Annotated in this window: 11 protein-coding genes and 1 pseudogene; 7 read left to right on the top strand and 5 right to left on the bottom strand. The window is 64.4% G+C overall.

Going from position 1 to position 12,325, the window contains the following annotated elements; translation table 11 throughout:
• On the bottom strand, positions 1-1,176 hold a 1,176-nt coding region (locus H537_RS56540), incomplete at its 3' end, for a methyl-accepting chemotaxis protein (protein ID WP_051242936.1).
• A 227-nt stretch (positions 1,177-1,403) separates the two neighbouring features.
• Entirely contained in the window at positions 1,404-4,379 is a 2,976-nt protein-coding gene (locus tag H537_RS0118190) for a PAS domain-containing sensor histidine kinase (protein ID WP_028998989.1), read from the bottom strand.
• Between the two features lie 218 nt (positions 4,380-4,597).
• Between H537_RS0118190 and H537_RS53115 the strand changes: the two genes are divergently transcribed.
• Together H537_RS53115 and H537_RS0118180 are read left to right on the top strand one after the other, a co-directional pair.
• Positions 4,598-4,966: a hypothetical protein gene (locus H537_RS53115; protein ID WP_156901815.1), complete on the top strand. Its 369-nt coding sequence runs from the start codon at positions 4,598-4,600 to the stop codon at positions 4,964-4,966.
• A gap of 321 nt (positions 4,967-5,287) precedes the next feature.
• Positions 5,288-5,641, top strand: coding sequence for a hypothetical protein (locus H537_RS0118180; protein ID WP_156901814.1), 354 nt, complete (start codon positions 5,288-5,290; stop codon positions 5,639-5,641).
• Between the two features lie 164 nt (positions 5,642-5,805).
• Here the strand turns inward: H537_RS0118180 and H537_RS0118175 are convergent, their stop codons facing one another.
• Positions 5,806-6,666 carry a response regulator gene (locus tag H537_RS0118175; protein WP_084150794.1) on the bottom strand — a complete coding sequence of 287 codons (861 nt, stop codon included), beginning with the start codon at positions 6,664-6,666 and terminating at the stop codon, positions 5,806-5,808.
• On the opposite strand from H537_RS0118175, the pseudogene H537_RS56830 reads away from it, so the two are divergent.
• A pseudogene (locus H537_RS56830) lies at positions 6,603-6,797 on the top strand (diguanylate cyclase domain-containing protein); the annotation flags it as partial. The gene H537_RS0118175 and the pseudogene H537_RS56830 sit on opposite strands and share 64 nt — an antisense overlap.
• Positions 6,798-7,118: 321 nt before the next feature.
• On the opposite strand, the gene H537_RS51300 reads toward H537_RS56830, so the two are convergent.
• On the bottom strand, positions 7,119-7,850 hold the full coding sequence (locus tag H537_RS51300) for a Crp/Fnr family transcriptional regulator (RefSeq protein WP_169517041.1): 732 nt from the start codon (positions 7,848-7,850) through the stop codon (positions 7,119-7,121).
• 373 nt (positions 7,851-8,223) lie between these two features.
• Here H537_RS51300 and H537_RS0118165 point away from each other — a divergent pair, with 373 nt between their 5' ends.
• The 3 genes from H537_RS0118165 to tnpC all read left to right on the top strand — a co-directional run bounded on the left by H537_RS0118165 (position 8,224) and on the right by tnpC (position 10,715).
• Positions 8,224-8,667 carry a transposase gene (locus H537_RS0118165; RefSeq protein ID WP_028998986.1) on the top strand — a complete coding sequence of 148 codons (444 nt, stop codon included), beginning with the start codon at positions 8,224-8,226 and terminating at the stop codon, positions 8,665-8,667.
• Positions 8,664-9,005: an IS66 family insertion sequence element accessory protein TnpB gene (tnpB, locus tag H537_RS0118160; protein ID WP_028998985.1), complete on the top strand. Its 342-nt coding sequence runs from the start codon at positions 8,664-8,666 to the stop codon at positions 9,003-9,005. Before H537_RS0118165 ends, tnpB begins: the two co-directional genes overlap by 4 nt.
• A gap of 81 nt (positions 9,006-9,086) precedes the next feature.
• The gene (gene tnpC / locus H537_RS0118155; protein ID WP_028998984.1) at positions 9,087-10,715 is read left to right on the top strand and encodes an IS66 family transposase; all 1,629 of its coding nucleotides are present in this window, start codon (positions 9,087-9,089) and stop codon (positions 10,713-10,715) included.
• A 334-nt stretch (positions 10,716-11,049) separates the two neighbouring features.
• Here tnpC and H537_RS0118150 read toward each other — a convergent pair whose 3' ends face one another.
• Positions 11,050-11,550, bottom strand: coding sequence for a hypothetical protein (locus H537_RS0118150; RefSeq protein WP_028998983.1), 501 nt, complete (start codon positions 11,548-11,550; stop codon positions 11,050-11,052).
• 450 nt (positions 11,551-12,000) lie between these two features.
• Between H537_RS0118150 and H537_RS43995 the strand changes: the two genes are divergently transcribed.
• Positions 12,001-12,325: transposase (locus H537_RS43995; RefSeq protein WP_043459099.1), on the top strand; the 325-nt coding region annotated here is incomplete at its 3' end.

Raw genomic sequence — 12,325 nt, 5'->3', positions numbered from 1 at the left:
GAATCCGCGGCCCTGCTCGCCTGCACGCGCTGCCTCCACGGCGGCGTTGAGCGCCAGGATGTTGGTCTGGAATGCGATGCCGTCGATGACGCCAATGATCTCCGCAATCTTTTGCGAGCTTTCGTTGATGTTCTTCATGGTGGCAACCACCTGATTCACCACATCGCCGCCTTGTGCGGCCACCTGTGATGCCGTCATCGCGAGTTGGTTGCCCTGCGCCGCGTTGTCGGCGTTTTGCTTCACCGTGGCAGCCAGCTGCTCCATCGAGGCCGCCGTTTGTTCCAGCGCAGAGGCCTGCTCCTCGGTACGGCTGGAGAGGTCGGTGTTGCCCTGGGAAATCTGGGTCGAGGCTGAAGCCACGCCCTCGGCGTTGGAGCGTACGGTGGCCACGATGGTGGACAAGCTGTCCTGCATGCGCTTGAGCGCGGCAAGCAAGCTGGTGCGGTCGCCTGGTTGCAGCGCAATGGGCATGCTCAGATCTCCGTCGGCCACGCGCTGCGCCAGTTCGGCAGCGTCCCCGGGCTCGCCACCGAGCTGGCGGGTGACGCTGCGCACAATGACAGCCGCCAGGCCTGCGGCAAGCACAACCGCAGCACCAAGGAGTGCCGCCGTCCAGAGCTTAGCCGACTCGTACGTTTGCTTGGCAGCCGCAGCGGATTCGACGGAACCCTGGTCGCTGATCTTCACGAGCTTGCCAAGCTCGGCCGCCATGGCATTGAAGGCCGAGCGCGATTCGCCCCGGAACAAGGATCTGGTTTCATGCAGAGCGCTCTCGCCGTTGCGCGAGATCTCGAACAGTTTGGCCTGCACGGCAAGATAGGTGTCACGGTGCTTTTTGAAGGCCTCGTAGCCTGCCCGCTCCTGCGGTGAGCTGATCAGCGCCTCGTACGCTTTTTGTTTCTCGGCGAAGGCTGTTCTGATCTCGGCCATGCGCTGTTCTACTGCGGCCATTTCCGACGCTTCCACCGAAATCACGTGATCTGCCTCCTGGCGGCGCAGTTGATTGGCGGCCGTACGCATCTCGCCGAGCACCTTGATGGCGGGCAGCCAGTTCTCCGCAAGGTCTTGCGTGCGGGTGTACATGCTGGAGAGCTGGACCATCGCAAAGCCGCACACCACCATCGTCAGCAGGGCAAGGGCCGCGAAAGCCATGCCTAGCTTGGTGCCGAGTTTCATCGAATGTCTGTTCATGTGACTGCCGGCCCTTGAATAACCGGCCGCGTATTGGCTCAGCGCTGTTTCGGCACCTGCGTCCTTGACTTGAGAGAAGTCCAGGCAACTACCTAGGGCCGGCAGACGGAGTTGGCCGATGTCAAGTACACGGCGCTCGGCGGAGCATTCGTCATGTCGCTGCGGTCAGCAGAATTGAATGAAGGCGATGTGCCTGAATGCGGTTTTCCGAGTCACTCCACCACAAGCAATTTCACAGTGAAGCTGAAGGTGCTGCCTTGGCCAGGCTCGCTCCTGACGTCCAGACAGCCGCCCATCAATTCCACCAGGCGGCGCACAATGGACAAGCCCAGCCCCGTACCGCCGAAGCGGCGTGTCGTCGTAGCGTCGGCCTGCATGAATGGCTGGAAGATGACAGCTTGCTTCTCGCGTGGAATGCCGATACCAGTATCCGAAATCTCGATGCGCAGCGCGGCCAGCGTTGGCCGAGGATCATCCCGCTCTTGTTCCTCCAGCATGAGGTGCATCACCCGCAGCGTCACGACCCCTGCGTCGGTGAACTTCACCGCGTTGCCCAGCAAGTTGGCCAGGATCTGCTTGAGTCGCGTCACGTCGCCCACCAGGCGCTGTGGCAGCGCAGGGTCCAGTTCGAGCTCCAGGCGCAGGCGCTTTTGCGCTGCCTGCATCTCCACGATGGCACGCGCGCTCTGCAACAGTGAAGACAACTCAAACGGCGCCGCCTCCAGCTGCATCTCGCCAGCCTCGATCTTGGAGACGTCGAGGATGTCGTTGACCACGGAGAGCAGATGCTCGCCAGCGGCGTTGACATGGGTGACAAACATGCGCTGGCGCTCGTCGAGATTGGTTTGCACGAGCAACTGGGAAAGCCCGATGACGGCGTTGAGTGGAGTTCGGATCTCGTGGCTCATATGGGCCAGAAAGACGCTCTTGGCCGCGGTCGCGGCCTCTGCCTGGCGGGTGCGCTCGCGCAATTGCTGCTCCAACGCCTTGCGCTCGGTGACATCGGTCACGATGCCCAGGAAGCCCAGTGGTGCGCCCTGTGTATCACGCAGCACGCTCATGTTGAGCAACGCAGGAAACCGGCTGCCATCGGCGCGCACGAAGGTCCACTCGGTCTGCTCACCTGTCGCCGGGTCTTGTGGCGCTGCGTGCTTCTGGTCGTCCGGCAGGATTTCGGACAGCCCTGTGGCCAGCCCGCGCACTTCTGTCGGTATGACGTGCAGCCGCTGGCGAACCTCGTCGAGGTCATGAAAGCTCAACACCGGGCGTCCTTGGGCCTGCGCCTGCGAGATACGTAGCATCCTCTGAGCAGCCGGATTGAGAGCGATGATGTTGTTGGCTAGGTCCGTGATCATGATGCCGGTGGCGGCACTGGCGAAAATGGCCCGCTCGCGCGCTGTGATCGCTTCGAGATCGGCCGTGCGCTGGCGCAGCGCCCGCTCCATCGCTTTGCGCTCGGTGAGGTCCGTGATGACGCCCATGAAGCCCACGGGCGTGTCCGGCTCGTGGCGCAGCAGGCTCATGCTCAGCAGCCCGGGGAACCGAGTGCCGTCCGCGCGCACATAGGTCCATTCGGTCTGAACTTCAGGTTGGGCCAGTTCGGAAGCCCAGCTGTTGCGCAGGGCCCGCTTGACCAAGTCAGGCTGCGCATGGCCATGGTCACGCATGACGCTTGGAATCTTGTTGCCGTTTGTCTGGACCTCGTCCAGATCATGGAAGTCCAGCATCAACCGCCCCACGGCCTGTGCGGCCGGGATGCGAAACAGCTGTTCGGCCGCCGGGTTGAAGATGGTGATGCGCCCGGCAAGGTCGGTGGCGACGATGGCCGTGCCTGCGCTGTCGAGCAGCGCACGCAGCTTGGCCGTTTGCTGGCGGACCTGTTGTTCCAGCGTGGCGTTGAGCTCGGCCAGGCGTGCCTCAGCCGCCTTTTGCTCAGTGATATCGCGCGAAATCGACAGCAACCTGTGAGGCAGACCGTCGGGGCCGCGGATCGCGGTGACCGAAACGTCCCACCACTTCGGGGTGCCCTTGGCCGTATAACAGAAGGCTTGGAAACGGCCGACATTCCCTGCCATCGCCATATCGATCGCGGCCAACACCTGAGGCTGGTCTTCCGGCCGCCAGAGCGATACCCATTCCACACCGCGCAGTTGGCGCTCGAAGTCGTCCACTTCCATGATGCACAGTCCGCCGTCGCTGAAGAACTCCAGCCGGGCGTCGAGACTGAGCACCTTGAGGCAGTCCGGGGAGCTTTGTAGCACGCGGCGGTTGAACTCCTCGCTGGCGCGCAGCGCTTCCTCAACTCTCTTGTGTTCGGTGATGTCCCGGGCAATGCCCACGATTCCCGTGACGAGGCCATCGGGCGAGCGCAATGGCGCCTTGACGGTAAAGAAGACACGCGGCTCGCCGCGGTTGGCGTCGAACAGCGTTTGCTCGACCCGGATGGTCTGCTCCCCTTGCAGGATGCGGCGATCCTCCATTTCCACCGCGGCGAGAGCGGCAGCAGGCAGCGCCTCGCTGTTGCGCAATCCCATCAAGGCTTCACGCGGGCGGCCCAGCACGGCAGCCGCAGCGGAGTTCAACGCGGTGATGCGGCCTTCCAGGTCGTTGGTCCAGATCGGATCGGGCGCGCTCTCCAGCAGTTGTTCCAGCAGTTCGGCCGTGTGCCGGACTTGGGCTTCGCTGTCGCGCACGGCTTGCTCTGCCCGCACGCGGCGCGTGGCCTCGATGATGGTCAGGAGCACACCAGCCACGGCGCCTGTCTCGTCGCGCACCGGACTGTACGAGAGCGTGAACCAGGCATCCTCGATGACGCCGAAGCGCCTGATCGGGTAGTGCGCGTCATCGAAGGAAACCGATTCGCCCCTCCAGACCCTCTCGTAGATCGGGGCATTGATGTGCCAGATCTCGGGCCAGCACTCCCGGGTCGGCTGCCCGAGCCCTGCAGGATGCTTGGCGCCCATGAGTTGGCGGTAGCGGTCGTTGTAGATCTGGATGAGGTCCGGTCCCCAGAGCACGATGGTGGCAAAGGCGTGTTCAAGCACGAGCTGCACCGTCGTGCGCAGGTTCGCAGACCACCGCTCCACGGGCCCAAGCGGGGTGGAGGCCCAGTCATGCATGCGTACGCGCCGCGCCATCTCGCCGGCGGCAAACGGCCAGCCGCCGGTCTCGTTGTCTGCTCGATTCATAACTGCGCGGCAGCCTAGCCGGGGTCGCTGTCGCGCTCCATTGGTAATGCCGCTTGTTCAGTGTGAAGGATTTCTCGGTTACCGACGCGCGTCCTTCGACGGCTTCCAGGCGCGCCGTGGGAGTGTCGTGGGCAAGCCACGGCAGGCGTCAAGCTGCATCAACGACGTCTGGAACGTTGACTTCGTCGTGGATGCGCTGGCCAAGCGCATCAACACGGATGCAGTATTCCCATGTCGGTGCTGCCGATTGCAATGCATTCACAAGCGATCCCCTGTTCTCACCAAGTGGCTACCCACATCACCGGATACAGCCGGGCGTTTCCTGGGTAGACAGATTTGCTGGGCCAGGGGTTATAGCAGCCAACCCCGAGCCCACCACAGCCGTCGAAATCCAAGCAGCGCTGGAAGCAGCCAACGTGCAGGCATTGGCACTGGAGCAGGAGACGCGGCTGCCCAGGGTGCCGATAAACGCTGCGCTGCGGCGGCTGCACGGGTTGCAGTCCGAATTGGAGAATCAGGGCCGCAAGGAAGCCGGCGACCTGCGCGTCGTACTGGCCTGGATCAAGACGATGACACCGCTCCGGTGAACTTGGCCACAACCTTCCGCATGGCATCGTGCACTGGCACTCAAGCAGCCGCACCGGGTGGTGGATGTCTGCCCCAAGTACTCACGCCCGGTGCCATTTACGATCTGCCATGAATTGGAGCGGGCGACCAAATCTTGGTGTGCCATGCCCAGGCTGGTGAGCGTGTGTCCGGGTATGGACTGCGGCTGGCGCTGGACGCTTTGAGCGTGAAGCGCCTTGATGCACTGAAAGCCAATGGTTGGCACTGGCCATTGCCGCCAGCTACGTTCAGCATCACTACACGCACGGGCCTTGCTGCGGGTACTCCACCAGGAGGCGTTCATGGACAGCATGGCCGTGATTTACCAGCCGGGAGAGTTGACGTTGCTGGTGTTCAGCGACGACAACGCCATGCGTCTGGGTACGGTGGTTGAAAGAGGCTCGAAACACCTGGGCTACGCCTACAGCGTCGAAGTTGAAGCCGGGACGTTCTGGGCGTTTGACGTTCGCGAGGTTTCTGAACTGGCCGGGGCGTTGCAGGACATTAACGAGGCCGTGTACGCCCGGCTGTGTGCACTCGCCCAGTTCATCACGGTGAAGTTTGCATCGCGGAACAAGTTCATCGAGGCGATAGCGCCTGTCTCGCTGCGTCTGATGACAGCAGGAACAGCGCCACAGTCAGGCGCTGCCTGTTGACGATCGCAATGACTGCAAACAACGATATCTTAGTTGACAATGCAACATAATTGGAATAAACAACCCGCGCCCAATAGCTTTTAACCGTTGGACCGACCTGCACCAGTCCCTGTCCTGTCTCCGGCTAAGGAGTGCAATCAACGCCGAATGCATGGGCACGCCAGTCAAGTCTGGCTATTGCTGCCTTGTGGCGCGGACAGGTGCATCCACAGCGCGAGTGCCTGCTTCAACCTCGCGAGGCAGCCGGTGAACTCCTGCAGCGCCTCATGCACCGGCGTGCTGGCCTGGATGGCCTGCTCCAGCCGGGACATGGCCTCGACCAGTTCGTTGGCGCCCAGAGAAAGCGCTGCACCGCGCTGGTGGTGCAGCGTGCGCAACACAGTTGTGGAATCGCCCCGGTCCAGCGCTGCTGCCACTTCGTCAGGCGTCTTCTCGGCTTGGGTCATAAAGTGTGCGCACACCCGCATGAAATGGGCAAAATCGTCACGCAGGACCGCACGCAGCCTCGTGTCATCGATGCCCTCAATGGACTGCCAGGGCGGCGGGGCAGGCAAGACCTGCGCGGTCTCGGCGGCTGGCGCAGTGGCCCTGGCCGCAACCGCCACCTGGGCGCGGCGGTGGCGCGACAACACGGCCACGAGCTGCTCAATGTCCACCGGCTTGCCCAGAAAGTCCGTGACGCCGGCGGCCAGCGCCTGATCACGCTCCTGCGGCAGCACCGAGGCGGAAAACACGATGATCGGCACTTGCGTGAGCCCGAGCTCGCGACGGATGGTGCGCGTGGCAGTGAGGCCGTCCATCACCGGCATCTGTATGTCCATCAGCACGGCATCAAACGTGGCGTCGCGCGCGCGCAGCGCCTGGATCGCGTGTTGGCCGTCACGGGCCAGCGTGGCGCGCGCGCCTTCCAGACGTAGAGCCCGCTCGGTGATGTCGAGGTTACACGCGCGCGGGCGACCTGGTGGCGCGCCTGGGCGGCGACGAGTTTGTGCTGCTGCTGGAGCGCTGTCCGCTTGAGCGAGCATTGCCCATTGCTGACACCGTGTGCGCAGCCGTGGCCGGCATCACGTTGCCTTGGGAAGGCCGGATGCTGCGTGTAGCGGCTTCCGCAGGTGTGGCAGCACTGCGGGCGGACATGACTGAAGTGGTGCACTGGCCGCGGGCCGCCGACCGCGCCTGCTACGACGCCAAGGGCGCTGGCCGCGGACAAGCCCGCACGGCCAGCCTGGAAGTCAACACTACTACATCCAGCGCTGGGGTCACCGTGTCACGACTTTCCTGCGGGCGAGTGCGCCGTCACCAGCGAGAGCGCTTGCTCAAACGTGCATCACCACAGTACCAGCTGCTCTCGTGGGCAAAAACCCTTAGCCCGACGTCGACGAGTACGCGGTGCAACGCAAGGCGCCATGAGAGCATAGAAGCGCCGAGCCGATCACCCTTGTCTTGCAGTCGACAAACGCTGGAAATCCGGCGGTATCTATACCGCTTTCAGCACCAGACGATCGTAGCTGGCGCTTGCTGTCTGGTAGCAGCCGCAGGAAAAGCTCTCCAACTTGTTGCGATCCAGGACCTGGATACGGTTGCGGCCTTGCGAAATCACTCCGGCACGTTGGAGCTTGGCCATCACTTCAGTCACGGACTGGCGCCGTGCGTGGATCATATGGGCCAGCATGGCTTGCGTTAGTATCACTTCGGAGAAACCAGACCGGTCCATGGACGTCAGGAGCCAGCGACACAGGCGCTGCTGCATCGAATGATGCGCGATGCACAGGCAGGCCAGGGCGCTGAGCCGAAGTCTGTACATAGCGTAACCGTTGAGCACATGGTGCGCGTGTTGGTTGTGCTCCAGCGCATCTTTGAAAGCACGTACCGGTACCCGGATCACGGTGCCCGAGGTCCATTGCACGACCTTGTCGGGGCTGCGTGGGATGCCAAGCCAAGCCGGTAGTCCCAGCATCCCTTCATTGCCAACCGTCTGCACGACAGCAGCTTCGCCACCGTGCGGCCTCACAACGATGCAGGCCAGGCTGCTGTGTGTCGGGAAACAGAACTCGGAAATCGCTGCGGCTTCGCGGTACAACTCGCTGCCGGCTGCTCCATCATGGTGGACCAGCCACGGTTCAAGGCTTGGGCACTCGCGCAGCAGTCGCTGCAGCAGCCGGTTGTGCTGCGCTGGTTCGAGGGCGTGGTGCTTTCTGAGAGCCGACATCGCATGAGCGTCCAAAGTCCTACCGCGCCGTGCTGAAACGGCCTGCTGTTGTCGCGACGTGCAGAACCGGATGTGGGGCGCTTGCCGAGCGTAACGACAGGCCGCGTCGGTGCCAACAGTCATGCGGGCGTTGCGCGACCTCGGTCAACTGGGCCGGGGCGTACCGCAGCTGCTGGCGTTGGAGGTGGCGTTGTCGGTGTGCGTACCCCGCCATCTGTCACGGATCCAATGGCTCGCTGGAACTCACCTGGGTCGGTTGCAGCGCTGAACAGCTGGCTCAGGGAGTCGATGCAATGTAAGCGTTCAGCCGTCCCACAGTTGATCGCAGCCAGGGGGTAAAGGATGCTCGTGTCCGCTTATTTGGCGCGGACACATGGACACGAATACACCATCAACGACCCAGGGCCCGGGACGCACCCGGCGCCGGTACTCCAAGGAATTCAAGGCGCAGCTTGTCGCGCAGGCCCAGGTGCCCGGCGTGTCGCTGGCCAGCGTAGCCATCAGCCATGGCCTGAACCCCAACGTCTTGCGGCGCTGGGTGGCTGATGCCAACGACCGCGCGCTGCCCAGCGCAGGCACGGCGCAGGCCGTGCTGGCCCAGCCCGATCTCGAAGACGCGCTGGTGCTGCAACGGGACGCCGATGTGGCGACGTGTGCCCCGGCCGCGGCAGCGAGCTTCGTGCCAGTGAAGGTCGAAGCCGCGACACCGGCGCATCTGCACATCGAGCTCGTGCGCGACGGTGTACACGTGAAGGTCAGCTGGCCGCTGAGCGCGGCGGCACAGAGCGCGGCCTGGCTGCGCGAGGTGCTGCGTTGATCCGTATCGACGCCGTGTGGCTGGCCACGCAACCCGTGGACATGCGCGCCGGTGCCGACCGGCTGTTGTCCATGGTCGTGGCCGTCTTCGGCTCGGCACAAGCCCATCACGGTTACCTCTTCACGAACGTGCGCGCCAACAGGCTGAAGCTCCTGGTGCACGACGGCTTCGGCATCTGGTGCGCCGCGCGGCGGCTGCATCAGGGCAGCTTCATCTGGCCTCGGCAGGCCTCGGCCGACGGTACACCGGTGAGCCTGACTCAGGAGCAGTTCCAGGCTCTGGTGGTGGGGCTGCCGTGGCAGCGCATCGAACAGTTCAGGGTCATCGCCACGGTGTAGCGAGCCGACCCAGCGCGGGCGGCCGCAGCAAGAGAGCATGTCCCCATGCGGCGGCGGCGCGGCGCTCGCCACAATGAGCGCATGCTCGACCTGCGCGAACTCAAGGCCGAAGACCTCAAGGGGCTGGACCCGAGCCAGGTCGCTGCCCTGGCGCAGCAGATGCTCGCGCACATCCACGCGCAGGACGCCCACATTGGCGAGCAGGCCCGCGGCATCCAGGAGCGCGACCAGCGCATCGAGAACCAGGCGCGCGACCTCAAGTACAAGCAGGCCAAGCTGGAGAAGGTGACGTTCGAGCTGGCCCGGCTGAAGGCCTGGCGCTTCTCGGCACGCACCGAGACGATGAACGCCGAGCAGCGGCAGATGTTCGAGGAGGCACTGGCCGAGGACCAGGCCGACCTGGAAGCCCAGCTCGAAGAGCTCAAGGCCCAGTTGCCCGACAAGCCGCCGGCCAAGGAGCCGCCGCCCAAGCGCCAACCCAGGCGTCAGGCGCTGCCAGCGCACCTTCGCCGCGTGGAGCACCGCCACGAGCCCGACAGCACGGTGTGCGGCTGCGGCCGCCAGATGGAGCGCGTGGGCGAGGACGTCAGCGAGAAGCTCGACATCGTGCCGGCGGAGTTCTTCGTGCACCGCCACATCCGCGGCAAGTGGGCGTGCCGCTGCTGCAATGCGCTGGTGCAAGAACCGGCCGAGCCGTCGGTCATCGACAAGGGCATCGCGGCGCCCGGGTTCATCGCGCACACGATGGTCAGCCGCTTCGTGGACCACCTGCCGTACTACCGTCAGGAGACCATCAACGCGCGCTCACGTGTACACACCCCGCGCTCGACGCTGGCGGCCATGGCCGGCGGCACCAGTGCCACCGTGGCGCCGCTGCTGCAGGCGCACAAGGCCTTCGTGCTGAGCTGCGCCGTGCTGCACGCCGACGAGACGCCGGTCGCGATGCTCGATCCCGGCGCGGGCAAGACCAAACGTGCCTACGTATGGGCTTACGCCAGGGGCGCGTTCGATCCCCACCCGGGCGTCATCTACGACTTCCGCGTCAGCCGTGCCGGCCGCCACCCGCAGGAGTTCCTGAAGAAGTGGAGTGGGACGCTCGTCGTCGACGACTTCAGCGGCTACGACGGGCTACTCAAGCTCGAGGGCCGCATCGAAGCAGGCTGCCTGGCCCACTGCCGTCGACGCTTCGACGAACTGGTCAAGTTCAAGGGCAGCCCGGTGGCCGAGGAGGCCCTGCAGCGCATCGCCACGCTCTACAAGATCGAGCGTGGCGTGGCCGAGCTGAGCAACGAGAGCCGCCTGGCCATCCGCCAGCAACTGGCCAAGCCACACTGGGAAGAGCTGCACGTCTGGCTGCAGTTGCAAAGGCAGCAGGTCCCGGACGGCACCAAGATCGCCAATGCGATCGACTACACCTTAAGGCGCTGGGAAGCGCTGACCCGTTGCCTGCACGACGGCGCGGTGGCCGTCGACAACAACAGCATTGAAAACCTCATCCGTCCGTGGGCTCTCGGAAGGAAGTCGTGGCTCTTCGCAGGCAGCGAGATGGGCGGTGAGCGGGCAGCCGCGATGATGAGCCTGCTGCAGTCGGCGAGGCTCAACGGGCACGAGCCGTGGGCCTACTTCAAGGACGTGCTCACACGACTGCCGGCCCACCCGAACAGCCGCATCGAAGAGCTACTTCCCCACCGCTGGCAGCCCCAGCCCTGACGCTGCTCCCCGTCTCGTCGAGCCCTGAGCGAACCCTGCCGGGGTGCCGTGGCTGCGCGCTTACGATGCAATGGCGCCCCATGCAAGCTTGCCCCAACCGGCAGTCGCGGGTGCTCGATGGCAAGCACCTGTTGTCCGACGCAGACAAGCGTATCGGGGCCTTGCGGGACAGTAGGGTGTGCCGCTGCCGGGCTACACGCTGGTGGTCTACGACCTGAACCCGACGCTCATGACAGACAGCGTCCGCCGCGAGGACGCATATGCCAGCGTACGCTCCGAGGGGGCGGCGCTGTTAGCTACCGCCTGTACCAGGGAGTCTGCCCGTTGCATGGAGTCAGAAGGGACATTTTTCATCCCTGGCCGGAGACGGCCACTTGTCCCCGTCGCCAGCCGGGCACGCCGCGGTCAGGCACTGTGGCATGAAGGCCCAGCGCAAGCCGTTCAAATAGACCACCACCAACCCAAGCAGCCTGCACGCCCGGTGCTCGACCACCACACCCTCGTGGCCCACAACGGACTCGGCTTCACGCGCACTGAACCGGCAGGGCTGCTGCTCCAGCAGTTCCGTCACCGAGGCGGTCACGCGCACGTGCGCGCCGGGCTGGAAAGCGGACATCGGCATGGCAGGGCGATCGTCGCCTGCCGTGGAACTGCCTTGCGAAACGACGTAGCTCGGCACAAACGACAGTCGCCCCTCCGGACCGCAAGTGATGCAGCCCAGCTCAGTACTGAGGCAGGACTGCTGCGCCAGCCGTTCGCGCAGGTGCGGCTTTGGCACGGTTTGGTAGCTGCCAGCGAAGCGGTTGCTGATGGGGGGTCCCAAGGCGTACGACATGCGACGATTCCAGTAAAAGGTCGGTGGCGAAAGCAGGCGGCTGTGGGCGGTGAAAAGCTTAGTTCCAAAACGCTGGCAAGCACAGGCCTGCTGGCCCGGCGCCAGCGCTGCTGCTGACGGATCCCCGTGCAGCGGATGGCAACCGCCGCGCCGGTGGGGTGGCGCTCTGGCATCGCGGGTGTTCCGGTTCCGTGGAGGGCAGCGGTTCTGGTTGGTCTGCAAATGGTGAGCCGTGCCGGCTCAGCGCTTTGTGCGTCGGCTTGGCCGAGATCGCGGTTAACCGCCCGGACATGGGCAATTTTTCAGACCAGCAATCCGAGGCTTTCGGACACCAGGCAGCAATCTTGCCCCCTCAAGATAGGTGATTACGACTTGACAGTACATCTTCTTAGCGGTACTTTGTTGAAGCAGGCACGTCGATTGCTGTAAGCGGTTTGGGAGGTCATTGCCATGACTGCTCCACGCCCATGCCCACCGGCGCCTGGACCTCTTGAAGACTACGCCAAGAGGTTCGATGAGCTGTTCCACACGCTGGCCCAGCGACGCAGCTTCCGGGCGTACCTCACTGGGCTGCTGCTGCCGCACGACCGCAACAAGACACTCACAGCGCTGGCCGGTGCCGAACCGGTGGTGCAGGCCCAGGCAGCGGCAGTGCAGCGACTGCAATTTTTCCTGAGCGAGGCCGATTGGGATGCCCAGGCCATCAATGCGCAGCGCCTGGCGTTGATGGCCGAGCAGCCGATGCTCGCCTCACATGCGCGCGGCGTGCTCGTGG

Source organism: Azohydromonas australica DSM 1124 (assembly GCF_000430725.1).
GTDB lineage: Bacteria > Pseudomonadota > Gammaproteobacteria > Burkholderiales > Burkholderiaceae_C > Azohydromonas > Azohydromonas australica.
Note: the sequence above shows the minus strand (reverse complement) of the source record. Positions and strands in the feature narration are given on the sequence as shown.

What these genes read in the sequence shown, in the direction of transcription:
- H537_RS0118190 (WP_028998989.1), bottom strand. Translation starts at nt 4,379, where the DNA reads ATGAATCGAGCAGACAACGAGACCGGCGGCTGGCCGTTTGCCGCCGGC.
- H537_RS53115 (WP_156901815.1), top strand. Translation starts at nt 4,598, where the DNA reads ATGCAGTATTCCCATGTCGGTGCTGCCGATTGCAATGCATTCACAAGC.
- H537_RS0118180 (WP_156901814.1), top strand. Translation starts at nt 5,288, where the DNA reads ATGGACAGCATGGCCGTGATTTACCAGCCGGGAGAGTTGACGTTGCTG.
- H537_RS0118175 (WP_084150794.1), bottom strand. Translation starts at nt 6,666, where the DNA reads ATGCTCGCTCAAGCGGACAGCGCTCCAGCAGCAGCACAAACTCGTCGC.
- H537_RS51300 (WP_169517041.1), bottom strand. Translation starts at nt 7,850, where the DNA reads ATGTCGGCTCTCAGAAAGCACCACGCCCTCGAACCAGCGCAGCACAAC.
- H537_RS0118165 (WP_028998986.1), top strand. Translation starts at nt 8,224, where the DNA reads ATGGACACGAATACACCATCAACGACCCAGGGCCCGGGACGCACCCGG.
- tnpC (WP_028998984.1), top strand. Translation starts at nt 9,087, where the DNA reads ATGCTCGACCTGCGCGAACTCAAGGCCGAAGACCTCAAGGGGCTGGAC.
- H537_RS0118150 (WP_028998983.1), bottom strand. Translation starts at nt 11,550, where the DNA reads ATGTCGTACGCCTTGGGACCCCCCATCAGCAACCGCTTCGCTGGCAGC.